Source organism: Klenkia marina (assembly GCF_900101025.1).
Taxonomy (GTDB): domain Bacteria; phylum Actinomycetota; class Actinomycetes; order Mycobacteriales; family Geodermatophilaceae; genus Klenkia; species Klenkia marina.
The window spans coordinates 750,911-774,410 of the sequence record NZ_FMUH01000001.1; the positions used below are offsets into that span (position 1 = coordinate 750,911).

Genomic DNA, 23,500 nt, shown 5'->3' on the forward strand with positions numbered 1-23,500 from the left:
GCAGCCGGCAGATGAATGGCTCCTCACCGCTGAGCGAGACCGACCAACGCGGCCAGACCGCCAGGCCCGGCGCCCCGCCCCACAGCCCCGCCCCACAGCTGCGACCCCGGATCTAGGGTGACCGCGTGACCACCACCGCGAGCGTCCCCGGCGTCCAGACCCCCGTGCCCACCGGCCTGTTCGTCGGCGGGCAGTGGCAGGCGTCGTCGTCCGGGGCGACCTTCGACGTGCTCGACCCCGCCGACGGCTCGGTGCTGGCCCAGGTCGCCGACGGCACCTCCGAGGACGTGCTGGCCGCGGTCGGGGCAGCGCACGCCGCCCTGCCCGGCTTCGCCGCGACCGCCCCGCGCAAGCGGTCGGAGATGCTGCGCCGCGCCTTCGAGATCCTGGTCGAGCGCGGCGAGGAGTTCGCGCTGCTCATGTCGCGGGAGAACGGCAAGGCGCTGCCCGACGCCCGCGCCGAGCTCACCTACGCCGCCGAGTTCTTCCGCTGGTTCGCCGAGGAGGCCGTGCGCATCGACGGCGACTACCGCGTCGCCCCCGCCGGCGGCACCCGCACCGTGGTCACCCACCAGCCGGTCGGCGTCTGCCTGCTCGTGACGCCGTGGAACTTCCCCGCCGCCATGCTCACCCGCAAGCTCGGCCCGGCCATCGCCGCCGGCTGCACCAGCGTGGTCAAGCCCGCCGAGGACACCCCGCTCACCGCGCTGCTGCTCGCCCAGGTGCTCACCGAGGCCGGGGTGCCCGACGGCGTGGTCAACGTCATCCCGACGATGAACGCGAAGGACGTCGTCGCCACCGCGATGGACGACGACCGCGTGCGCAAGATCAGCTTCACCGGGTCGACCGAGGTCGGGAAGATCCTGCTCCGGCAGGCCGCCGACAAGGTGATGGTCAGCTCGATGGAGCTCGGCGGCAACGCGCCGTTCGTGGTGTGCGACGACGCCGACCTCGACGCGGCCGTCGACGGCGCGATGCTGGCCAAGATGCGCAACGGCGGCGAGGCCTGCACCGCGGCCAACCGCTTCTACGTGCAATCGGGCGTCGCGTCGGCCTTCGCCGAGAAGCTGGCGGCCCGCATGGGCGCGATGACCGTGGGCCGCGGCTCGGACGACGGCGTCACCCTCGGCCCGCTGGTCAACGAGGAGACCGTGGCCAAGGTCGACCGCATCGTCACCGACACCGTGGGCGCCGGCGCGCGGGTGGTCACCGGGGGCACCCGCCCCGAGGGCGCGGGCTTCTTCTACCCGCCCACCGTGCTGGTCGACGTCCCCACCGACGCCGCGGCCATGACCGAGGAGACCTTCGGCCCGGTCGCCCCGATCGCCACCTTCGACACCGACGAGCAGGTGCTGACCCTGGCCAACGCCACCCCCTACGGCCTGGTCGCCTACGTCTACACCGGCGACCTGGCCCGCGGCCTGCGGCTGGCCGAGGCGCTGGAGACCGGCATGGTCGGCATCAACCGCGGCGTGGTCAGCGACCCGGCGGCCCCCTTCGGCGGCGTCAAGCAGTCGGGCCTGGGCCGCGAGGGCGGGCACGAGGGCATCGGCGAGTACCTGACGACGAAGTACGTCAGCTTCCCGCTCTGACGCCCGCGGTGCCCGACCTTGACGACAGCGTCCGCCAGGTCGCGGTGCACGTGCTGCGGCACGGGCCGGCGCCGCGCGGCGCCGTCGCCCGTGCCCTGGGGCTGTCGGCCGGCAGCCTGACCCGGCTGGGCAAGCCCCTGCTGGACGCCGGGGTGCTGGTCGAGACCACCCCGGTGACCGACCCGGCGACCCGGCGGCCCACCCGCCCGCTGGACGTCGTCCTCGACCCGCACCGGTTCGTCGGCGTCTCGGTCACCGGCACCGGCGCCTGGGCGGTGGCCACCGACCTGCGGGCCCAGGTGCGCCGCCGGGCCCACCGGCCGCTGACCGGGACGGCACCGGCACAGGTCGCCGCCGCGGTCGCCGGGCTGGTCGAGGAGCTGGGCGGCCCGCCGACCGGGGTGGGCGTCGCACTCGCCGGGGTGGCCGACGGCGCGGGCCGGGTGCTGCAGGCCGATGCCCTGGACTGGCGGCCCGGGGTCGACCTGGCCGCGCTGGTGGCCGCGCACACCGGTGGGCCCGTGGTCGTCGACGACGACGTCGCCTGCCTGGCCGCCACCGAGCACTGGTTCGGGCTGGGCCGCGAGCAGCCGGCGTTCGCGCTGCTCACGCTGGACACCCGGGTGGGCTACGGCCTGGTCGTGGGCGACGCCGTCGTCCGCACGGCCGGGCCGCAGCTGGTCGGGCACCTGCCGATCGAGCCCGGGGGGCCGCGCTGCCCGCAGGGCCACCGCGGGTGCGCCGGTGCCCTGGTGACGGTGCCGGCGCTGCTGGCCGCCGCGCACGTGGCCTACGGGCGGCCGGTCACCTGGCGCGACCTGCTGGTCGACGCCGTCGACCGGGTGGACCGCGCCCGGCGGGTGGTCGACGACGCCGCCGCCCACCTGGGCCGGCTGGTCGCGCTGGTCTCCGGCACCACCGGCGTCGTCCAGGTGGTGGTCGACGGGGAGGGCGCGGACCTGGCCGTGGTGGGCTACGAGAGCCTGCAGGCCGCGGTCGACGAGCACCGCGACCCGCGCTCGCCCGCCGTGGAGTTCACCGTGCGGGACCCCGACCCGTACGCGTGGGCCCGGGGTGCGGCCGGCGCGGCCGTGGTGGAGTTCGCCTCGGGCCCCCGCTGGCTCGCGGGGCCTGAGGCGGCCCACTAGTCCGTGATGCGCTGGCCGGTCTCGGGGTTGAACACGTGCAGCTCGTCGGGCACGACCTGCAGGTGCACGGTCTCGCCCTTCATGGGCACCTGACGCCCGGGGATCCGCACGGTGACCAGGCGGTCGCGGCCGGCCTCGGTCTGCGCGCCGGGGAAGTTGCCGTAGGCGAAGGCGTCCGAGCCCAGCTCCTCGACGACCGTGACCTCGAAGGGGATGCCGTCCTCGGCGGAGGTGAGCGAGGTGGCCTCGGGGCGGAACCCGATGGTGGCCGACGTCTGGCCCTGCGCCGACAGCGCGGCGAGCGCGGAGCGGCGCAGCGGGACGGGCCGCCCGCCCACGGTGGCGCCGTCGCCGGTGAGCTGCACGTCGACGAGGTTCATGGCCGGGGACCCGATGAAGCCGGCGACGAAGACGTTGTCGGGCTTGTCGTAGAGGTTGCGCGGGGTGTCGACCTGCTGGAGGAAGCCGTCCTTGAGCACCGCCACGCGGTCGCCCATGGTCATGGCCTCGACCTGGTCGTGGGTGACGTAGACGGTGGTGGTGCCCAGCCGGCGCTGCAGCGCGGCGATCTCGGTGCGGGTCTGCACGCGCAGCTTGGCGTCGAGGTTCGAGAGCGGCTCGTCCATGAGGAAGGCCTGCGGGTTGCGCACGATGGCCCGCCCCATGGCCACGCGCTGGCGCTGACCGCCCGAGAGCGCCTTGGGCTTGCGGTCGAGGTACTCGGTGAGGTCGAGGACCTTCGCGGCCTCCTCCACCCGGGTGCGGATGTCGGACTTGCCCATGCCGGCGATCTTGAGCGCGAAGCCCATGTTGTCCGCGACGGTCATGTGCGGGTACAGCGCGTAGTTCTGGAACACCATCGCGATGTCGCGGTCCTTCGGCGCCACGTGGGTGACGTCGCGGTCGCCGATGCGGATGCTGCCGTCGGTGACGTCCTCGAGGCCGGCCAGCATGCGCAGCGAGGTCGACTTGCCGCAGCCCGAGGGGCCCACGAGCACGAGGAACTCGCCGTCGGCGATCTCGAGGTCCAGGGCGTTGACCGAGGGCTTGTCGGCGCCGGGGTACTGCAGGGTGGCCTGGTCGTAGGTGATCGACGCCATGGCGGGAGGTCCTCTCGGGGCGGGGGCGTGTGACCGGGGGCACGCCCGCAGCCGGGCAGACCATAGGCACACACCAGCCCGCCCCGGGGCCCTCGTGCGAGCGGAGGTTCCGCGACGGAACTCTCGGCTACCGGGCCCCGGGAAGACGTCGGCCCCCGCACTCGCGAGGAGCGCGGGGGCCGACGGCTGTCTCAACCTGACGTGCACCCGAAGGGATTCGAACCCCTAACCTTCTGATCCGTAGTCAGATGCTCTATCCGTTGAGCTACGGGTGCGTGGTGTTCAGTTGTGTGGCGCGGAGGCTCCGGGATTTGAACCCGGGATGGGCCAAAACCCAAACCGCATTAGCAGTGCGGCGCCATAGACCGGACTAGGCGAAGCCTCCCGGGCCCCCAGGTCTCCCCGGAAGCACCGAGGAGGAACGATACCAGCGCCCCTCCCCGGCGCCACGAGGGGGTGTCACGCCAGCGCCGGCACCCGCCGTCCGGGCAGGAGGGTGACGACGACGGCCAGCGCCGCCGCGGCCGTGGCCAGCACCAATGCGCCCCCGACGCCGTAGGAGGTCTCCACCAGGGCACCGCCGATCGCCGCGCCGACGGCCGAGGCGCCGAAGGCGATGGTCGACAGCCAGGTGAAGGCCTCGGTGGTGGCGTCGGCCGGGGCGATCGACCCGACCAGCGAGCTCTGCACGGTCAGCGTGGGTGCGATGGCCGTGCCGCCGAGGAAGAGCAGGGCGCCCAGCAGCAGCGGGCTCGACACGGCGGCGAGGGGCAGCATGCCGATCGTCGTCCCCAGCAGGCCCCAGCGGTAGAGCCGCGGCAGCGACGTCGACAGCACCCGGGCGCCGAACCACAGCCCCCCGGCGACCGACCCGAGCGACCACACGCCGAGCAGGACGCCGGAGAGCCCCGGCGAGCCGGCGGCGTCGGCGAACGCCGGGACGGCGACCTCGATCGCGCCGAACCCGAGCATCAGCGCGGTGCCGCTGACCAGCACGCGCGGCATGCCGGGCACCGTGACGGTGGCGAACAGGCTCTTCTGGACGGCGACCACCGGCCGCCAGGCGCGCATGGCCCCGGAGAACGCGATGCCCAGCGTGCCGACGACGGTGAACACCCCGGCGAGCGCGATGGCCGCGACCGGGCTGGCCAGCAGGGTCAGCGTGGCCACCGTGGTGGGGCCGGCGACGAAGACCAGCTCGGTGGTGGTGGCGTCGAGGGCGAAGGCGGTCGGGCGCACGCGCTCGTCGACCCGCGACCACAGGGCGCGCACGGTGCCGCTGACCAGCGGGGTGGAGAGCCCGGCCGCGGCCGAGGCGGCCAGGATCACCGCGGTGCTCGTGGAGGTCAACACCGCGGCGGCCAGCACGGCCAGCAGCAGCGGGTAGGTGATCGACTGGGTGAGGAGCACCAGGCGGGGCCCGCGACGGTCGGCCAGCCGCCCGAGCACCGGGGCCATCACGGCCATCGCGATGCCGTAGGTGGCCGAGGCCAGTCCGGCGACCGCGTAGGAACCGGTCTGCTGCTGCACCATCAGGAGCAGCGCGAGGGGGACCATGGCGGACGGCAACCGGCCGGCGAAACCGGCGACGAGCAGCACCGGCGCGGAGGGAAGCCGCCACACGGTGAGGTACTGACGCATGACTGAGCTCGCTTCGAACGGTCTGGAGGGGAATCGTAGGGAGTCAACTCCGGTTGAGTCCCTACGCATTCCTGACGCTACGAGATCGAGCGTAGGGAGTCAAAGCACCATGACCGCCTACACCCAGTCAGGGATGTGAGATGGACTACGACGGCTACGGCTCCGACGCCCTCGAGCTCGCGGTGGACCTCGCCAACGCCGACCGCGCCGACGAGGCGTGGGCGTCGACCTTCTGCGCCGCGCACCACGAGTGGTTCACCGACGGCACCGTGCTCGAGCTCTCGCGCCGGGAGTCGAAGGCCGCCGCGACCACCGGGGACCTGGTGCGGGAGGTGGCGGTGGCGTCGTCGGAGACCGAGGTGGTCGAGCGGCTCAACGCGCTGCTGGCGGTGGCCAGCCCCAAGCCCTACGCCACCGACCACGACGGCTCGCTGCACCTGCACTACGCCGCACCCGGGGCCGGGGCGCTCGAGCAGCTGACCACCACGGTGGCCATGGGGCTGTCGCAGGTGGTCGTGCAGCACGGGTGGCAGCGCCTGGGCGTCTGCGCGGCCGAGGGCTGCGGCAACGTCTACCTGGACACCTCGCGCAACGGCAGCCGCCGCTACTGCTCCAACACCTGCTCGAGCCGCTCGACGGTGGCCGCCTACCGCGCCCGCCAGAAGGGCTGAGCCGCCCCACCCGCTGAGGCAAGGAAGCCCCTCCCCCACGGATGCGGTCGATCCGTGGGGGGAGGGCTCCCATGCCCGCCTCTGCGTGCGGGCGGCGGGGACGACTAGGCGAAGGCGGCGCGGCGGGCGGCCATGCGGCGGCGGACGGTGGTGCGGCGGGCGCTCACCGCGGCAGTCCCGGCCACGCCGAACCCGAGGACGACGACCGCACCGAGGGCGTAGACCGCCGCGGCGTCCGGCAGCTGCTCCGCCGCCGACGCCGGGTCCAGGCGGGCGGCGCGGGCGGTCAGGGTGTCGACGACGTCGGTCACCGGCCCGGCAGCGGCGGCGACGGCGACCTGCGCGGTGGCGGCGCGGTCCACCGACACCCCGGCGGCGGCGACCACCTGCTGGGCGTAGGCGGTCTGGTCGGCGACGCCGGCCGCGGTCTGCGGCAGGGCGCGCACCTGGTCGAGCAGGTCGGCGGCGCGCGCCTGGGCCTGCTGCGCGGCGGTGAGCGAGGCGGCCACGGCGGCGTCCTGGTCGGCGAGCAGACCGGCGACGGTCCGGGCCTCGGCGAGCGCGGCGTCCAGGACGTCCTCGGGGGCGTCCAGGGCGACGGCGCCGGCACGCTGGGCCCGCACCAGGTAACCCTGCACCAGCAGGGCCCCGGCCTCGGCCTCGGCGGCTGACTGCGCCCCGCCGCGGGCGCCGGTGGCGGCCTCGGCGGCGAGGGCGGCGGCGGTGCCGGCCTGGGCGGACCCGCCGGTGGTCGGCTGCTCGGGGACCTCGACCGGCGCGACCGGCGCCACCGCGACCTGCGGTGTCCTGCGGGTCGGCGCGGCCACGGGGGCGGAGTCGACGACGGGGGCCGCGACCGGGGCGGGCGCGGCGACCGGGGCCGGCGGCTCGGCGACCACGGGAGGGGCGACGGGCTCGGGGGTGGGCACCGGCTCGGGCTCGGGCACCGGGCTGGGGACCACCGGGGTGCTCGGCGGCGCGGTCGACGGGTCGGCGGGCGCCGAGGTGGAGGGCCCCGCGCTCGGCGTGGCCGCGACCGGGTCGGCCGACGCGGGACCGGCGGCGACGACGGCGCCGAGGAGCACGCCGGCCACCGAGGTGGCGAGGAGGGGCAGCAGGGCGGGGCGGGTGCGCACGGGAGGATCCCTCGATCAGGTGGGGGTCTGGTACTGCTGGCATCGACCGGTCCCGGTCGGCACCTCACCCCCCGGGGTGCGATCTCACCCCTCCGGGGTGGGCCGTCTACCGTCCGCGGACGTGGCCTCGAAGCGATCCCTCCCCCGCCGCCTCGACGCCCGGCTGCAGGCCCGGATCGGCCGGCTGCCGGCCAGCCCGGTGGACGGCGTGCTGCGGCGACTGAGCCAGGCGGCCGACCACGGCAAGCTGTGGATGGGGGTCGCGGCGGTGCTCGGCACGAAGCGGGGTGCACCGCGCCGGGCGGCGGTGCGCGGGGCCGGGTCGCTGCTGGTCTCCAGCGCGCTGGTCAACGTCGTCCTCAAGCCCGCGTTCGGCCGGGTCCGGCCCGAGCCGGGCGGGGTCTCCACCGACCGCATGCTCGACCGGGCGCCGCACACGCTGTCCTTCCCCAGCGGTCACTCGGCGTCGGCGGCCGCGTTCGCCACCGGGGTGGCGATGGAGAGCCCGCTGCTGGGTGGGCTGGTGGCCCCGGTGGCGCTCGGGGTCGGGTACTCGCGGGTGCACGTCGGGGTGCACTACCCCGGCGACGTGCTGGCGGGCATGGCCGTGGGCGGGGCGGTCGCGGCGGCGTCGCAGCACTGGTGGCCGCGCCGGCCGACCACGCCTGCCGAGGTGCGGCCCACCGAGCGGGCCCCGGCGCTCCCCCGCGGCGAGGGCCTGGTGGTGGCGGTCAACCCGCGCTCCGGCGACGCCGACTACGACCCCTCGGCCGACATCGGCGAGCTGCTGCCGGGGGCAGTGGTGGTGGACATCGACGCCGAGCACTCGGTCACCGACGTCCTCCAGCGGGCCGTGCGCGACGGCGCCCGGGCGCTGGGCGTGGCCGGCGGCGACGGGTCGGTCGCCGCGGCCGCGGCGGTGGCGCTGGAGCACGGCCTGCCGCTGGCGGTCCTGCCGGCGGGCACGCTCAACCACTTCGCTCGGGACGTCGGCGTGGCCACCCCGGTCGAGGCGGCCCGGGCGGTCGAGGCCGGCGACGGCGTGCTGGTCGACGTCGCGGCGGTCAACGGCACCCCGTTCCTCAACACCGCGAGCATCGGGGCCTACCCCGAGATGGTGCGCCGCCGCGATGCGCTGTCGGGCCGGCTGGGCAAGTGGCTGGCGCTCACCGTGGCGGCCGGGCAGGTGCTGCGCACCGGCCGGCCCGTGCGGCTCGAGGTCGACGGCCGGCGCATCGACGCCTGGATCCTCTTCGTCGGCAACGGCGTCTACACCCCGCGCGGGCTGTCCCCGGCCTGGCGACCGTCACTGGAGGACGGCCTGCTCGACGTGCAGTACCTGCGCGCCGACCTCCGGTTCGGCCGCACCCGGGCCGTGCTGGCGACCCTGCTGGGGGCCAGCGAGCGCAGCCGCTCCTACCGGCAGTTCCAGGTGCAGAAGCTGACGGTGCGCTCGCTGTCGGGCCCGCAGGCGGTGGCCTTCGACGGCGAGACCGGCGACCCGGCCACCGAGTTCGTCTTCACCAAGCGCCAGCGGCTGGTGGTCTACCGCTCGGAGCGGTGACGCGCGGGCCGCTCGGGCAGCCGGCGCACAAGGACGGCGAGCAGCGCCAGGGCGGCCAGGGCCTCGCCCAGCTCCTCGACGGTCGTCGCCGCGGCCATCGCGAACGGGTGCGGGTCCAGAGCCACCACGACCGCGGTCACCCGGTCCAGGCCCAGCGCGGCCAGGGCGTAGACCGCCAGCGCCAGCACGACGTCCCGCGAGCCGGGCACCCGCCAGGCGCGGCCGAGCGCGGCCAGCACGGGCAGGCCGAGCACGCTGGCCACGACGCCGCCGACGAGGGTGGGGCCGGCGCCGTCCGTGCGCTCCAGCACCGAGTGGGCGCTCAGCAGCTTGGCGCCCACCAGCCCGACCCCGGCCAGCGCGATCGCCGTCCACCACAGCGCGCGCCGTCCCGCGGTGCGGGTCACCGCCAGCACGGCGACGACCGTCGAGGCGATGAAGAGGGAGGTGGTGAACAGCCGCGGCAGCCCGCCGACGGCGTCGAGGTCGAGCAGCCACAGGTGGCCGGCCAGCGGGCAGGCGCCCGCCGTGCACCGCCACCGGACGACGAAGCCGACCCCGAAGAGCCCCACCGCCAGGCCGAGCAGCGCCCAGAGCCAGGTGTCGTCCCGCACCCGGCCACTGGTCATCGCCCGAGTGTGGACGCCTGGTGCGACGATCCGCTGCCGGCCTTCCCCGGGCGGCGGGCAGCCGGGGTCACTACGGTCGCGACGAGGGTTCGCCGTCCGTCCGAACGGGCACCGGACCCGCCGACTGCCGTCGAGGGAAGAGGTCTCCCATGCTGGTCCGCAGGATCGCCCGTCCACTGCTCGCCGCCTCGTTCGTCTACGGGGGGATCGACACGCTGCGCAACCCCGGCAGCCGGGTGCCCGGGGCGAAGCCGATCGTCGAGCAGATCACCAAGGCCGCCGACGAGCAGCTCCCGGTGCAGGTGCCCCGCGACGTCGAGCAGTGGGTCAAGATCGACGCCGGTGTGAAGGTCGGCGCCGGTGTGCTGTTCGCGCTGGGCCGCTTCCCGCGGCTGTCGGCGCTCGCGCTGGCCGGGTCGATCGTGCCCACCACGCTGGCCGGGCACCGCTTCTGGGAGGACAGCGACCCCGAGCAGAAGTTCAGCAACCAGGCGCACTTCCTGAAGAACGCCGGGTTGCTGGGCGGGCTGCTCATCGCCGCCGTCGACACCGAGGGCAAGCCGTCGGCCGGCTGGCGGGTGCGCCGCGCGTCGGACAAGGCCGTCGCCCAGGCCGAGGCCAAGTTCGAGAAGGCCCAGAAGAAGGCCGAGAAGGCGCAGAAGAAGGCCTCCCGCGGCCGCACCCAGCGCAAGCTGAAGAAGCAGGCGAAGAAGGTCGGCAAGGAGATCGGGCTCTCGTGACCCCCGCGGACGCGCTCCGGAGGATCGCGTTCCTCCTGGAGCGCGCCCGCGAACCCACCTACCGGGTGTCGGCCTTCCGCACCGCGGCGCACGTCGTCGACGGGTTGTCCGACGCCGAGCTCGACCGGCGCATCCGCACGCGCACGCTGACCGACCTCAAGGGCATCGGGGCGAAGACCGCCGCCGTCGTGGTGCAGGCGCACGCCGGCGAGGAACCCGAGTACCTGGCCGGCCTCAAGGCCCAGCACCCGCCGACGACGCTCGAGGGCGCGGCCGGGGAGCTGCGCCAGGCGCTGCGCGGGGACCTGCACACGCACTCCGAGTGGAGCGACGGCGGCAGCCCGATCCGCGAGATGGCGCTGGCCGCGATCGGCATCGGGCACGAGTACCTGGCGCTGACCGACCACTCCCCCCGGCTGACCGTCGCCAACGGGCTGAGCGCCGAACGGCTGGCCCGCCAGCTCGACGTCGTGGCCGAGCTGAACGAGGAGCTCGCCCCGTTCCGGATCCTCACCGGCATCGAGTGCGACATCAACGCCGACGGCACCCTCGACCAGACCGACGAGCTGCTGGCCCGGGTCGACGTCGTGGTGGCCAGCGTGCACTCCGAGCTGCGCGCCCCGGCGTCCCAGATGACCCCGCGCATGCTGGCAGCGGTGGCGAACCCGCACACCGACGTCCTGGGGCACTGCACCGGGCGGCTGCTGGTCGAGCGCACCCAGAAGGGCGGGAAGTCGCAGAAGCCGCGGCCCGAGAGCGAGTTCGACGCCGAGGCCGTGTTCCGCGCCTGCGTCGAGCACGGCACCGCCGTCGAGATCAACTCCCGGCCCGAGCGGCTGGACCCGCCGTCCCGGCTGCTGCAGCTGGCCGCCGACCTCGGGTGCGAGTTCGCGATCGACACCGACGCGCACGCGCCGGGTCAGCTCGACTGGCAGGGCGCCGGTTGCGAGCGGGCCGCCGCGGCGGGCATCACGGCGGAGCGGGTGATCAACACGCGGACAGCAGGCGAGCTGCTGGCCCGCTAGGCGCGGCGGGAGACCTCGCGGGCCTGGGCGGCGACGACCACCAGCAATCCGGCGGCGGAGAGGCCCTCGGCGGTCTCCTCGACCCAGCTGGACAGGTCGCCGGCCAGGGTCGACACCCCGGCCAGCAGCACCGACACCGCCCCGAGACCGACCGAGGCCGACGCGTAGAGCGCCAGCCAGGTCACCACTGCCACCCGGGTGCCTCGCCGGACCCAGCGGCCGCTGAGCACGGCCACGGCGAGCCCGGCCAGGCTGACCGCCAAGAACACCAGCTGGGCGCCGGGCAGCCGCGCCTCGAGCACCGAGTGCAGGGAGGTGGCCTTCGCGGCCGCGAGGGTGCCGGTGCCCAGCGCGAGGGTCGCCCACCAGAGGCCGGCCCCCTGCCGGCCGGCGCGCAGCACCGCCCACCCGCAGCACAGGGCGACGACGGTCAGCACGGACGTGACGAGCAGGCGGGGCACCGACCCGAGGGCGTCGAGGTCGAACCGGTCGGTCCACGGCGCGCAGGCGGTTGCGCGGCAGGCCACCCGGGTCGCCAGGCCGACGGACTCGGCCAGCACGACGCACCCGGCGAGCGCTGCGGTGGTCGCCACCGGGCGGCGCAGCGGCAGCGCCAGGGCGGCATGCACCAGCCCCGGCAGCGGCTCGGGGTGGGCCGTGCCGGTCAGCGGGCGGGCGACGTCCTGGGTGGTGCGCACCTCAGGGTGCTCGACCGGCCGGCACCGCCGCCGGAGGGCTCGGTGGTCCCGGGTCCCCCGGGCGGGTGAGCGCGGTCAGCCGGCGCGGCGGCCCAACGCCCGGTAGGACCAGCCGGCCGCCACCCAGGTGTCCCGGTCCAGCGCCTGCCGCCCGTCGAGCACGGCCTTGCGGGCCACCACCTGGCCGAAGGCGACCGGGTCGAGCTCGCGGAACTGCTTCCACTCGGTGAGCACCAGGACGGCGTCGGCCCGGTGCGCAGCTTCCTCGGCGGTCTCCACGACCTCCAGCTGCGGCCAGGACCGGCGGATGTTCTCGTTCGCCGCGGGGTCGGTGACCCGCACGGTGGCGCCCTGCAGCTGCAGCTGGGCGGCCACGTTCAGCGCCGGGGAGTCGCGGATGTCGTCGGAGTCGGGCTTGAACGCCGCTCCCAGCACCGCGATGCGCTTGCCCAGCAGTGACCCGTCGCAGACCTCGCGGGCCAGCTCGACCATGCGGATGCGGCGACGCATGTTGATGTTGTCGACCTCGCGCAGGAAGGTGAGCGCCTGGTCGGCGCCCAGCTCCCCCGCCCGCGCCATGAACGCCCGGATGTCCTTGGGCAGGCACCCACCACCGAAGCCGAGCCCGGCGTTGAGGAACTTGCGGCCGATGCGGTCGTCGTAGCCGATCGCGTCGGCCAGCTGCTTGACGTCGGCGCCGGTGGCCTCGCACAGCTCGGCCATCGCGTTGATGAAGGAGATCTTGGTGGCCAGGAACGAGTTGGCCGCGGTCTTCACCATCTCGGCGGTGGCGTAGTCGGTGACCACCTGCGGGGTCCCGTCGGCGACGATCGTGGCGTACACCTCGTCCAGCAGCGCCCGCGCGGTGTCGCCGTCGGTGCCGGCCGGCAGGCCGTAGACCAACCGGTCCGGGTGGAGGGTGTCCTGCACGGCGAAGCCCTCCCGCAGGAACTCGGGGTTCCACGCCAGCAACGCCCCGGGCACCTTGCCGGTCACCAGCTCGGCCAGCCGCGCCGCGGTGCCCACCGGCACCGTCGACTTGCCGACCACCAGCTCACCCGGGGCCAGCACGTCTGTCAACGACTCGGTCGCGGACTCCACGTAGCGCAGGTCGGCGGCGTACTCCCCGCGCTTCTGCGGGGTCCCCACGCACACGAAGTGGACCTGCGAGCCAGCCGCATCGGCCATGTCGGAGGAGAACCGCAGCCGCCCCGAGGCCAACGAGTCCTTCAGCAGCGTCTCGAACCCCGGCTCGTGGAAGGGCGCCGTGCCCGAGGCCAACAGCTCGGCCTTGGGGACGTCGACCTCGATGCCCACCACGTCGTGGCCCAGCTGCGCCATCGAGGCCGCGTGCACCGCGCCCAGGTAGCCGCAGCCGATCACCGAGATGTCCATGATGTCCCCACCGTCGACGAGCGCGTCGGCACCGATCCTGTCAGGCTCCCTGCGCTCGTCGGTCGGGCACGGGGCCGCCGACGTCGTCCGCGCGACGGAGCCCGCGTGCGGCCGGGAAGACCAGGCGCGGCGCACAGCCCACCAGGACGGCGACGAGCACACCGAGCGCGGCGAGCGCCTCGGCGCTCTCCTCGACGAGGACGAAGGTGGCGGTCAGCGCGCTGCCGTGCCCCCACGCCCCCTCGGCCAGCGCCGACGGGACGGTCAGTCCGCCGGCGGCGAACCCGTAGGCGGCCAGCCAGCGCAGCACCCGGCGCCGGTCGCGGCGCTCGTCGCGGCTCAACCGGAACAGACCGGCGAGGACGACGGCTCCCACCGCCGCCGAGCCGAGGACCGTGCGGAGCGGGTGGGCGTACCCGTCGACCGCCTCCAGCACCGCACGGTGCACGGTGCTGCCGACCTTCACCAGGGCGGCGAGGGTGCACAGCAGCGCGACGGCGGTCCACCACGACCGGCGCCGGGGCAGCCGGGCGGCACCGGTCGCCGCCGCGACGGCCGCCAGCACGAACACCGTCGCGATGAGCATCCGCGGCAAGGAGAACGGCAGCTCCATCGACAGCGGGTGGCTGATGGCGCGTGGGGCTCCCAGCACGCGGAGGCCGTAGCCGAGCAGCTCGGCACCGACCAGCAGCAGCGCGGCGGCCCGGGCCCACGGGGGCACGGGGACCCGCCAGCGGGGTCCGCCCGCCGTGGGCAGCGGGGGGTGCAGCTGGGTCCCGGTCACCCGGTCTGCCTACCGGTCAGGGACGCCCCGTGCACGCAGGCTCACCGTGCGTGCACCCGTGTGGGTGACCGGTCCGTCCCGGCCGCCTCAGGAGGTCAACGCGCGGGCGACCCGGCCGACCGGCTCGGGGGCGTCGATGGCGTCGAGGGCCCGCCGCAGGATCGTGCTCGAGGTGTGCATCGTGTACGGGAAGTAGTGCACCCGGACGCCGAGGGCGCCGAAGTCGGTCTCGAGCCGGTCACCCTTCTCGGTGCCCCGCCAGTCGTCGCCCTTGAAGATGACGTCGAACCCGCCGACCTGCCGCCAGGTCTCGACCTTGTCCGGGACGACCTCGGCGTGCACCTGGTCGACGAAGCGCAGAGCAGCCACGATCTCCATGCGCTCGGCCAGCGGGATGACCGGCAGCCGGCCCTTGGTCTGCTCCAGCACCTCGTCGGCGACGACCCCGGCGATGAGGTGGTCGCAGTGCTGGGCCGCGTGCCGCAGCACGTTGAGGTGGCCGATGTGGAACAGGTCGTAGGCGCCGGGCGCGTACCCGATGACGGGCAAGGGATCCTCCAGAGCTTCAGGTGGAGCACGGACAGCGTAGGCGACGGCGACCACTCTGCGTAGCGTCCGGCACGGGGGCACGGCCACTCACCCGGAAGAGTTGGCTGCTCAACGCAGGGTGACGGTGGCCAGACGACCACCGAGAGTGAGCCGCAGTCTGGCACCATCGACTCCGGTACGGGGAGCCCTCTCCCCCGATCGGGTGGCCGACCCCGCCTCGGAACAGCCGCGGAGCGGTTGCCCGCCGTAGGTTCCTGCACTGGACGTGGCCGCTGGGTCACGGGGAGTCGATCGTCACGGAGGCCCGGGGTGGAGCTGCGCGAGTACGTCGCGGTGGTGGGACGGCGTTGGCGGTGGCTGGCGGTGTGCCTGCTGGCCTGCTTGCTGGTCGCGTTGTCCGCCGCGCTGCTGACGCCCAGGACCTGGACCGCGCAGACCGAGGTCTTCGTGTCCAGCACCACCGAGAACGTCAGCCCCTCGTTCCTGCAGCAGCGGGTGAAGAGCTACCCCGACGTCGCCAGCAGTGCTGAGGTCCTTGACCCGGTCCGCGACACCCTCGGCCTGGACATGTCCCTGGCACAGCTGCGCGCCGCGGTCGACGCGGAGAACCCGGTCGACACCTCGCAGATCAACATCTCGGTCACCGTGGACGACCCGCGGCAGGCCGCCGACATCGCCGATGCGGTCGCCGAGGAGTTCAGCTCCGCCGTCGAGCGTCTGGAGACCACCGGGTCGGGGAGCAGCCCGGTCACCCTGACCGTCACCAACCCGGCCACCGTCCCCACCTCGCCGACCAGTCCGCAGGTCTCCCTGCTCGTCGCGCTCGGCCTGGTGTGCGGGTTGGGCACCGGCATCGCCGCCGCGGTCGTCCGCGACCGGTGGGACACCCGGGTGTGGACGCCGGACGACGTCCGGTCCGCCTGGGGCGCCACCGTGCCCGACGTGCTCTCCACCCGCGGCCGGCGCGAGCCCGGCGACCGCGCCGCGCAGGTCCTCGCCCGCCGGGTGGAGCGCCGGGCGCAGGACGGCCCGGTGCGGGTGCTCATCGTGGCGCCCAACGACCGGGCCACCCCGGCGGTGGCCGACCTGACCGCCGACCTCACCGACGTGCTGACCCGCCGCGGCCTGCTCGTGGAGAGCACGGACCAGCCGGCGACCCCCGCCGCCTCGACGCCCGACGCCGAGGGCCCTGCGAGCGCTGCACCCCGTGACGCCGCAGGCGACGACGAGCAGGGCGACGCCGCGCCGGCGTCCGGTCGACGTCCCGACGTCGTCTTCAGCACCGTCGCCCCGGACGCCGCGCTGACGACCTGGCGGGCGGAGGTGAGCGGCAGCGACGGCGTGGTCGTCGTGTGCCCACCGGGGTCTGCGGACCGGGTCGACGTCTTCGAGCTCGGTCAGCTGCTGGACGGCGTCGAGGCCGTCACCGTCGGCGTGGTGTTCACCGCACCGGGGCACAGGGGTGGTCCCGACCACACCTCCGGGTCCGTGGCCCCCGCGACGACCCCGGCGTCCCCGCCGGCCCCGGCCCGGCAGGCCGCCACCCGCCGCCCGTCCGCCGACGACACCGGCTGGGCCCGGCTCACCTCGCCGACGACGTCCCCGACGTCCCCGACGCCCGCCGGTCCCACGACGTCCGAGCCCACCGCCGAGGACCGCCCGGGTGCGGTGCCGGCCAGGCCGGGTCGCCCCCACGGCGACCGACCGACCGTCACCCCGGTCCGCAGCAACCGGGTGGCCGGCTCCTCCCGCCGGGTGCCGGCGCTGTCCCGGAACAACCGGAGCCAGGTCACCGTCCGCATCCCGCCCGCGCAGGACCGGTGAGCGACACCGCGCCGCTGCTGGCCCGACCCCGGGCGGCCGCGCTGCTGCCCGTCCTGCTCGTGGTGGTCGGCAGCGTGGCGTGGCGTCGCGGTGACGTGTTCTCCGGGGGTGTCGACCCGGTGGTGGCCACGAAGGCGCTGGTCAGCGTGGCTGCGCTGGCCCTGGCGTTCCGGCTCGACCAGCGCTCCACCGCCGGGCGCCGGGTCGGCACCGGTGGCATGTGGGTGCTGGCCGTCGTCCTCGTCGCCTCCGTGCTCGGCGCCCTCGGCCACGGCACGCTGGTGCCGTCGGCGGTGGTCGCGGTCCGGGTGGCCATCCTCGCGGTCACCGTCCGCCTGCTGGTCCGCGCCCTGGGACCGGCCGTCGTGCTGACGGCGGTCGTGTGGTCCTGCGGCATCGTCGGCGGAGTGGCGGCGGTGTCCGGCGTGCCGTCGGTGCTGGCCGGCGGGCGACTGTTCGGCGGCATCCCGCCGTTGAACCCCAACGAGATCGCGCTGCTGGCCGGGGTCGTCGTCATCGGCGCCGCCTGGCCCACCGTCCTCGGCCGGGGCACGGGCCTGCAGGCCGCCGTCGCAGTGACCGCGCTCGGCGTGCTCTGGCTCACCGGCTCGCGCACCTCGCTGGCCGTCCTGCTGCTCGCCGTGGCCATCGCCGCGACCCGGCTGAGGCGCCCACAGGTCGGCCTGGTGGTCGGGCTCGGCCTCGCGGTCGCCGCCGGTGCCCTGCTGCTGGCCTCGACCGACGCGGTCAGCTCGTTCGCCGACCGCACGGACGCCTCGGGCAACAGCACCCTGGACTCACGCCTCATCGCCTGGGGCGCCGCGCTGGACTTCGCCTCCTCGGCCTGGCAGTGGGCCTTCGGCGCCGGTCTCTCGGTCAAGCTCATCCCGGTCGCCGGGCAGTGGTGGAACGAGCAGTTGCTGGACAGCAGCTGGGTCTCGGTCGTCGTCCAGGCCGGCCTCGTCGGCGCGCTGGTCGCGCTCTGCTGGGTGGTCTCCTCCGCCCGCGGGCTGCGCCGGCTGCCGCCGGTCCAGTGGCCGGTCGCCGCCGGGCTGCTGTTCTTCGTCGTGCTGCGCAGCGTGCTCGAGAGCGGGCTGTTCGACGCGACCCCCGCGCTGCTCGTGCTGCTGGTGGTGTCCCTCGCCGGCGAGCGCGGCACCCACGAACGACCCCCTCCGCAGCTGGGCCGCACCCTCGCGCCCGGCGCCCTCGACCGTGGACCGGTGCACCTCCGTGGCTGATCACGCCCCCCGGGTGCTCGTCGCCCACCCGTCCTCCGACGTCTACGGCTCCGACCTGCAGCTGGTCGAGAGCGTCCACGGCCTGGTGGCCCAGGGCTGGGCCGTCACCGTCACCGTCCCCGCCGACGGCCCGCTGACCGGGCCACTGCGCGGCGCAGGTGCCGACGTCGTCCAGCTACCCGTGCCCGTGCTGCGCAAGGCGCTGCTGCGGCCCCGCGGCCTGCTCACCCTGGGGCGGGACACCCTGCGCTGGCTGCCCCCGGCGTGGCGGCTGCTGCGCCGGGAGCGGCCCGACGTCGTCTACGTCAACACCGTCACCGTGCCCTCGTGGCTGGCGCTGGCCGCGGTGCTGCGCGTGCCGGCCCTGGTGCACGTCCACGAGGCGGAGTCCGACCTGCCCCGCTGGCAGCGCTTCGTGCTCAACGCCCCGCTGCTGTTGGCCCGGCGGGTGGTGGTCAACAGCCACGCCGCCCGGGACACCGTGCTCGACGCCGTCCGCGGCCTCGCCGCGCGCACCCGCGTGGTGCACAACGGCATCGCCGGCCCGCCCACCGAGCCCGTGCCGGCCACCGGCACCGACGGGCCCGCGACCCTGGTGCTGGTCGGGCGGCTGGCCCCCCGCAAGGGCAGCGACGTCGCCGTCGAGGCCACCGCACTGCTGCGCGGGCGCGGCCTGGACGTCCGGCTGGAGCTGCACGGCAGCGTCTTCCCCGGCTACGAGTGGTTCGAGGACCAGCTGCGCGAGCGGGCATCCCGGCCCGACCTCGCCGGGCACGTCGAGCTCGCCGGGTACACCTCCCCCACCTGGCCGGTCCTGGCTCGCGCCGACGTCGTGCTCGTGCCCTCGCGCGCCGAGCCGTTCGGCAACGTCGCGGTCGAGGGCCAGCTGGCACTGCGCCCGGTGGTGGCCAGCGCGGTGCAGGGCCTGCGCGAGATCGTGCTCGACGGGGAGACCGGCCGGTCGGTGCCCCCGGACGACCCGGCCGCCCTGGCCGACGCGGTGCAGCATCTGCTCTCCGACCGCCCCGCCGCCGCAGCGCTGGCCGCGGCCGGCCGGGCCCGGGCGGTCGAGCGGTTCAGCACGGACCGCTACCGGCGGGCCGTCGTCGAGCAGGTGGCCGAGCTGGCCCGCTGAGCCTCAGGCCCGGCTGCGCGGCACCAGCACCCGCCACCGGACGGCGGCCGCCGCGGCGACCGGGCCGAGCGCGAGCACGGCCGGCGCCCAGTCGGCCGCCCCCGGGCGGAGCACCACCAGGACGAGCACACCGACCAGCGCCGCCATCTCGACGGCTCGCCAGCCCAGCACTGCCCGCTGCGCGCCATGCACCGACGCGAGGCCCGCGTAGGGCAGCAGCAGCGCCCCGGTGACCGCGTAGCCGCCCCAACCGGCGACCGCGACCGCAGGCACGGCGTAGTCCCCGGCCGACAGCAGCGGGCCCAGCCAGGGCAGCAGCGCCACGACCACGACCACGACCAGGGCCACTCCGGCCGCGGCGGCCACCGCCGCCCGGTCGGCCCGGCGCAGCAGCTCGGCGGCGGGACGGTGCCGGGCGCCGGCGAACCAGGGCAGCAGGAACGAACCCAGGCCCGCGACGAGCACCAGGGTGGGCGAGGTGAGCACCCGGGCCGCCTCGACCGGGCCGTAGGCGGCGGCACCGGCAGCGCCGATGACGACCAGGCGGAGCAGGGTGAGGGTGGCCGGGCGCACGGTCTGCCCGGCGGCGCGCCAGACCCCGAACGCCAGCACGGTGCCGACGGCGGCCCCGCGCCACGGGCCCGCCGGCCGCTCCCCCCGGGGCACCAGGACGAGCGCGACCGCGCAGGAGACCAGTTGACCGACGGCGAGGGCGACGAACAGGTCGGTGACGTCGAGCGACCGCTCGGACCGCAGCACGACCAGCACTCCGAGCGCGGCCACCGCGCCGGACAGGTCGACGGCGGGCAACCGCCAGTACCGACCGGTGGCCTGCAGCAGCCGGCGGAGCAGGTCCTCCAGCACGAAGGCCAGGGTCGCGACACCGATCCAGACCCCGGCCCACACCGATCCCCAGCCGGTGAGGACGACGAACAGGCCGCCGGCGAGCGCGGTCCCGGCGGCGGTGCCGAGCGCCAGCCTGTGCAACGCTGCGCGGACGCCGGGGTCGTGCCTGTCGAGCACGGTGAGGGAGTCGCCGACCAGCCCGCTGGTGACCGCGGTGGCCAGCACGACCGCGCCGTAGACGACGGAGAAGGCGGCCAGACCGGCCGCGCCGAGCTCGCGCGCTGCGGCGACCTGCAGGACGAGCCCGGCCAGCGCGAGGGTGCCCTGGCCGACCAGTGCGCCGACCAGCCGGCCGCGACCGGCGCGCGCAGCGGGCACCGGGACGGCGGCCGGCGTAGCAGGGGTGGTCACGGTGCCCACCCCAGCACGCCGGTGCCCGCGGGGGGCACCGGCGCGCCCGGGTGCGCGCAGGTCACGCGCCGGCGGTGACCGTCAGCGGGCCGAAGCGGACGACGGTCCCGGCGGTCGAGGACCCGGTGAGGTAGGCCGCCAGGCCCACGCCGCCCGGGGCCTGCAGGGCCCCGGTGTCGTCGGTGCGGCTCAGCGACGGCGCCTCGGGCCGGGTGGTGCCCGCCACCCAGACCGTGCCTGTCACCGTCGTGGTGCCCGAGCCGGCGGCCGCGACGTCCACGGCGAGGGCCTGGCCGGGCACGTAGCCGGTCACCACCACGACCTCGCCGCCCACGAGGGCCTCGGTGGCCGTCCCCGCCAGCCTCGTGACCGCGGCGCGCACGGTTCCGTCGGTGAGGAAACGCAGCCGCACCCGGTACTCCAGGTTGGCCCCCACCCGGCGTGGGGTGACGTACACCGAGGTGCCGCCACCGGTGGGCGCGGAGGTCAGCGTGACCGTGGTGGAGACGTCGGCCGACGCCGCGGACACCTCACCCAGGTGGGCCGCGGTCAGGTTGCCCGGCGCGGTGAGACCGAAGGCCGCTGTGCCGCCGTCCACCGACAGCCGGGATGCACCGTTGGCCGTCGTCCAGGCACCGCCGGTGTCCGCCGTGCCCAGGCCACCGGTCGTCGTCCGGGCGAAGGCGTCGGTGGCCAGGACCCAGACCGCGGGCCGGGTGACCACGACGTCCTGCGCGGTGGTGCCGACGGCACCGCGGTCGTCGGTCACGGTCAACGTGACCCGGTAGGTGCCGGGGGTGGCGTAGTCGTGGCTGACCTGCGCGCCGGCACTGCTGCTGCCGTCGCCGAGGTCCCAGCTCCAGGAGACGACCCGGCCGTCGGTGTCGGCGGAGGCGCCGGCGTCGAGGGCCGCCGAGAGGTCCGTGGTGGTCGAGGTGAACGCGGCCGTCGGGGCCCGGTTGGGCAGCGCGGTGCGGCGGTGGGCCGCGATGGTGTCGGCGGTGAGCTGCGTCGGGTAGACCGCGACCGCGTCCACCGAGCCCACCAGGTCGGTGCGGCCGGCGCCGGGCCAGGAGGTGAGCGGACCGCCGCCGACCTGCCAGTACCCGTTGTAGCTGCTGGCCGAGGTGACCGCGGCGTTCGCCGCGACCTGGGTGCCGTCGACCCACAGGGTCATGCCGCCGGCGCCGAGGGTCGCCACCACGTGGTGCCAGGCGCCGTCGTTCAAGCCGGCCGGGCTGGTCACCGTGCGGCGGGAGCCCGAGGTGACGCCGAAGGTGACCCGGCCCGACCCGTCGAGGTAGACGTGCCGGTCGTAGGTGGTGTTCGACCCGCTCGCGGAACTGCCGAAGCCGGCGAGGCGACCACCGGTGGTGGAGGTGGTGGAGAACCAGAGTTCGAGGGAGAAGGTCGAGGGGCTGCGCACCGCGCCCGCCGAGCTCGCGACCATGCGGGAGGAGGACGTGCCGTCGAGCCGGAAGGAGCCCGAGGCGTCGTCGGCGACCGCGCCGGTGACCTGGGGGCGGACCGCCGCGGGCACGCTCAGCGGCGCGCGGCCGGTGGCGTCGGGGCTCGTCCCGCCGGTGACCGTGCCCAGCGGCCAGGCCGAGATCGCGCCGTCGGCGACCACGCGCTCGGTGTACAGCGAGGGCAGCGGCTCGGCGCTGACCGTCCCCGAGGTGGCCGGGCTGGTCACCGAGTTGCCGGTCGTGTCGACCGCGCGCACCACGTAGGAGTGCGTGGAGAGCGGCGCCTGCCGGCGGTCGACCAGGGTGACCGTCTGCGGCTTGAAGAACAGTGAGTCCACCGACTGGCTGGCCACCGGTGTGGCGCCGCCGTCGCGGTAGAGCTCGTAGGTGAGGAACCGGTCGTCGCGGTCGGACGTGGTGGTCAGCGCGACCGACAGGGCGCCGGCGCCGGTGGCGGTGACGGTGGGCGCGGCCAGGCTGCCCGCGGCCGGGCCGACCTTGTTCGGCGCCAGGGGCCGGACGGCGAACCGCACCAGGCCCTGCTGGCCGGTGCCGTTCACCCGCGGGAACTCCCCGCCGTAGACGACGTACTGCGAGGTGCCGGTGACGCTCCACCCGGCCTGGCCCTGACCGGTGACCGTGCCGGGGGTCAGCTGCGGGTACCAGTCCATGACCGCCGGCGCCGGGGCGCCGCGGAAGGCGGTGTTGCCCCAGGTGCCGTTGCCGACCGTGCCCGCCACCGCCTGCGACAGCGCGGTGCCGAACCGGCTGACCCGCGGGGTGACCTCCGGGAACCCACCGATGTTGCTGCACACGTGGGCGTGGCTGGCCAGGTAGACCGCGCCGCCCATCGGGAAGGTGGAGTAGGTGTCCCCGCGGCAGTCGGCGTCCCAGACCAGGGTGCCGCCGTCGGCCCGCACGGCGATCGCGCCCTCGGCGTTGCCGGGGCCGGAGAAGTCGTAGGCCGAGAGCCACACGGTGGTGCCGTCGGTGGTGAGGCTGGTGACGCCGCTGTCGTCGCCCTGGTTGGTGATCCGCTGCCCGATCGCGAAGGGCCGGACGATGCCGGTGGCGGCGTCGACCGCACCGACGCCGCTGGTCGCGGTGCCGTTGATCGACCCGAACCGGCCGCCGACGACGACCTGGCCGGCGGTGAGCGCCAGGGAACTGACCGCGGCGCTGGCTGCAGTGCTGCCGTCGCGGTTGCGCCCCACGCCCGTGGACGGCGCCCAGGGCAGCAGCTGACCGGCGGTGGAGAAGGCGGCCAGCCGGAGGCGCGGGGCGCTGCCGACGGCGTTGAAGTCGCCGCCGACGTAGACCGTGTCGGCGGCGACCGCGATGGCCCGCACGGAGGCGGTGACGGCGGGGGCGAACCCGGGGACCAGAGCGCCGGTGGCCGGGTCGAGGGCGGCGATGCGGCGGCGGGTCTCGCCGTTGACCGAGGTGAAGTCGCCGCCGACGTAGATGCGGGAGCCGTCGGGCGAGGCGGTGATGGTGAGCGCTTGGGCGTTGAGGGTCGGCGCCCAGCCCGGCACCAGGACGCCGGTGCGGATGTCGTAGGCCAGCAGGTTGCCCCGCGGGGTGAGGTTCGTGCCGGCGGCCGCACCCGCCGGGCGGGCGTTGGCGAACCGACCGGCGACGTAGACGGTGTCCCCGACGACGACCTGCGACCACACGACGCCGTCCACCTGCACGGTGGGCAGGGCGTCGGCGGAGACCGTGGTGGCCGGGGCGGTCGAGCCGCCCGCAGTGGTGGGGCCCTCGGCCCGGGCGGGTGCGCCGGCCACGGTGGCGGCGACGAGGCCGGCCAGGGCCGCGACCAGGAACCGGGCCGGACGACCGAGGGTCTCGGCAGTGCGCATCAGGGATCCCACCGTCCACGAGGAGTGCGAGGCCGGGTGC

The 23,500-nt window shown here is 75.6% G+C and carries 19 protein-coding genes and 2 tRNA genes; 9 read left to right on the top strand and 12 right to left on the bottom strand.

The window, feature by feature from the left end:
- Positions 1 to 125: 125 nt before the first annotated feature.
- Together BLP29_RS03795 and BLP29_RS03800 are read left to right on the top strand one after the other, a co-directional pair.
- Entirely contained in the window at positions 126 to 1,592 is a 1,467-nt protein-coding gene (locus BLP29_RS03795; protein WP_243469671.1) for an NAD-dependent succinate-semialdehyde dehydrogenase, read from the top strand.
- 8 nt (positions 1,593 to 1,600) lie between these two features.
- On the top strand, positions 1,601 to 2,740 hold the full coding sequence (locus BLP29_RS03800) for an ROK family protein (protein ID WP_165839264.1): 1,140 nt from the start codon (positions 1,601 to 1,603) through the stop codon (positions 2,738 to 2,740).
- Here the strand turns inward: BLP29_RS03800 and BLP29_RS03805 are convergent.
- The 4 genes from BLP29_RS03805 to BLP29_RS03820 form a co-directional block, all read right to left on the bottom strand.
- A complete protein-coding gene (locus BLP29_RS03805) occupies positions 2,737 to 3,840 on the bottom strand; it encodes an ABC transporter ATP-binding protein (RefSeq protein ID WP_092799878.1) in 1,104 nt (367 codons plus the stop codon). The genes BLP29_RS03800 and BLP29_RS03805 overlap by 4 nt on opposite strands.
- 202 nt (positions 3,841 to 4,042) lie before the next feature.
- Positions 4,043 to 4,115: transfer RNA gene (locus tag BLP29_RS03810), tRNA-Arg, on the bottom strand.
- Between the two features lie 21 nt (positions 4,116 to 4,136).
- Positions 4,137 to 4,225, bottom strand: a tRNA-Ser gene (locus BLP29_RS03815).
- A 74-nt stretch (positions 4,226 to 4,299) separates the two neighbouring features.
- The gene (locus BLP29_RS03820) at positions 4,300 to 5,481 is read right to left on the bottom strand and encodes an MFS transporter (RefSeq protein WP_092799880.1); all 1,182 of its coding nucleotides are present in this window, start codon (positions 5,479 to 5,481) and stop codon (positions 4,300 to 4,302) included.
- A gap of 140 nt (positions 5,482 to 5,621) precedes the next feature.
- Here BLP29_RS03820 and BLP29_RS03825 point away from each other — a divergent pair, with 140 nt between their 5' ends.
- Positions 5,622 to 6,152 carry a CGNR zinc finger domain-containing protein gene (locus BLP29_RS03825; protein ID WP_092799882.1) on the top strand — a complete coding sequence of 177 codons (531 nt, stop codon included), beginning with the start codon at positions 5,622 to 5,624 and terminating at the stop codon, positions 6,150 to 6,152.
- A gap of 104 nt (positions 6,153 to 6,256) precedes the next feature.
- Here BLP29_RS03825 and BLP29_RS03830 read toward each other — a convergent pair whose 3' ends face one another.
- The gene (locus BLP29_RS03830) at positions 6,257 to 7,288 is read right to left on the bottom strand and encodes a hypothetical protein (RefSeq protein WP_092799884.1); all 1,032 of its coding nucleotides are present in this window, start codon (positions 7,286 to 7,288) and stop codon (positions 6,257 to 6,259) included.
- A gap of 121 nt (positions 7,289 to 7,409) precedes the next feature.
- Between BLP29_RS03830 and BLP29_RS03835 the strand changes: the two genes are divergently transcribed.
- Complete coding sequence (locus BLP29_RS03835; RefSeq protein ID WP_207798280.1) at positions 7,410 to 8,852, top strand: bifunctional phosphatase PAP2/diacylglycerol kinase family protein; 1,443 nt, start codon at positions 7,410 to 7,412, stop codon at positions 8,850 to 8,852.
- Here BLP29_RS03835 and BLP29_RS03840 read toward each other — a convergent pair.
- Entirely contained in the window at positions 8,834 to 9,481 is a 648-nt protein-coding gene (locus tag BLP29_RS03840) for a hypothetical protein (protein ID WP_133378997.1), read from the bottom strand. The genes BLP29_RS03835 and BLP29_RS03840 overlap by 19 nt on opposite strands.
- A gap of 149 nt (positions 9,482 to 9,630) precedes the next feature.
- On the opposite strand from BLP29_RS03840, the gene BLP29_RS03845 reads away from it, so the two are divergent.
- Both BLP29_RS03845 and BLP29_RS03850 read left to right on the top strand, forming a co-directional pair.
- A complete protein-coding gene (locus BLP29_RS03845; protein ID WP_092799888.1) occupies positions 9,631 to 10,221 on the top strand; it encodes a DoxX family protein in 591 nt (196 codons plus the stop codon).
- Positions 10,218 to 11,246: a PHP domain-containing protein gene (locus BLP29_RS03850; protein WP_092799890.1), complete on the top strand. Its 1,029-nt coding sequence runs from the start codon at positions 10,218 to 10,220 to the stop codon at positions 11,244 to 11,246. Before BLP29_RS03845 ends, BLP29_RS03850 begins: the two co-directional genes overlap by 4 nt.
- Here BLP29_RS03850 and BLP29_RS03855 read toward each other — a convergent pair.
- From BLP29_RS03855 to BLP29_RS03870, 4 genes are all read right to left on the bottom strand, one after another.
- Complete coding sequence (locus BLP29_RS03855; protein ID WP_092799892.1) at positions 11,243 to 11,944, bottom strand: hypothetical protein; 702 nt, start codon at positions 11,942 to 11,944, stop codon at positions 11,243 to 11,245. The genes BLP29_RS03850 and BLP29_RS03855 overlap by 4 nt on opposite strands.
- 75 nt (positions 11,945 to 12,019) lie before the next feature.
- Positions 12,020 to 13,339 carry a UDP-glucose dehydrogenase family protein gene (locus BLP29_RS03860; protein ID WP_092800800.1) on the bottom strand — a complete coding sequence of 440 codons (1,320 nt, stop codon included), beginning with the start codon at positions 13,337 to 13,339 and terminating at the stop codon, positions 12,020 to 12,022.
- 40 nt (positions 13,340 to 13,379) lie between these two features.
- On the bottom strand, positions 13,380 to 14,123 hold the full coding sequence (locus tag BLP29_RS03865) for a hypothetical protein (protein WP_092799894.1): 744 nt from the start codon (positions 14,121 to 14,123) through the stop codon (positions 13,380 to 13,382).
- An 87-nt stretch (positions 14,124 to 14,210) separates the two neighbouring features.
- Positions 14,211 to 14,672, bottom strand: coding sequence for an FAD synthase family protein (locus tag BLP29_RS03870; protein ID WP_092799896.1), 462 nt, complete (start codon positions 14,670 to 14,672; stop codon positions 14,211 to 14,213).
- Positions 14,673 to 14,981: 309 nt separating this feature from the next.
- On the opposite strand from BLP29_RS03870, the gene BLP29_RS03875 reads away from it, so the two are divergent.
- From BLP29_RS03875 to BLP29_RS03885, 3 genes are read left to right on the top strand one after another with little or no spacing between them, the layout of a single operon-like run.
- Positions 14,982 to 16,496 carry a YveK family protein gene (locus tag BLP29_RS03875; RefSeq protein ID WP_133378999.1) on the top strand — a complete coding sequence of 505 codons (1,515 nt, stop codon included), beginning with the start codon at positions 14,982 to 14,984 and terminating at the stop codon, positions 16,494 to 16,496.
- Positions 16,493 to 17,737 (top strand): hypothetical protein, encoded by a 1,245-nt coding sequence (locus tag BLP29_RS03880; protein WP_092799900.1) that lies wholly within the window; start codon positions 16,493 to 16,495, stop codon positions 17,735 to 17,737. Before BLP29_RS03875 ends, BLP29_RS03880 begins: the two co-directional genes overlap by 4 nt.
- A complete protein-coding gene (locus BLP29_RS03885) occupies positions 17,730 to 18,872 on the top strand; it encodes a glycosyltransferase (protein ID WP_092800801.1) in 1,143 nt (380 codons plus the stop codon). The genes BLP29_RS03880 and BLP29_RS03885 overlap by 8 nt, the downstream gene beginning before the upstream one ends.
- A 3-nt stretch (positions 18,873 to 18,875) precedes the next feature.
- Here the strand turns inward: BLP29_RS03885 and BLP29_RS03890 are convergent, their stop codons facing one another.
- Together BLP29_RS03890 and BLP29_RS21460 are read right to left on the bottom strand one after the other, a co-directional pair.
- The gene (locus BLP29_RS03890; protein ID WP_243469672.1) at positions 18,876 to 20,129 is read right to left on the bottom strand and encodes an MATE family efflux transporter; all 1,254 of its coding nucleotides are present in this window, start codon (positions 20,127 to 20,129) and stop codon (positions 18,876 to 18,878) included.
- A gap of 61 nt (positions 20,130 to 20,190) precedes the next feature.
- The gene (locus BLP29_RS21460; protein WP_092799902.1) at positions 20,191 to 23,460 is read right to left on the bottom strand and encodes a PKD domain-containing protein; all 3,270 of its coding nucleotides are present in this window, start codon (positions 23,458 to 23,460) and stop codon (positions 20,191 to 20,193) included.
- Positions 23,461 to 23,500: the final 40 nt, after the last annotated feature.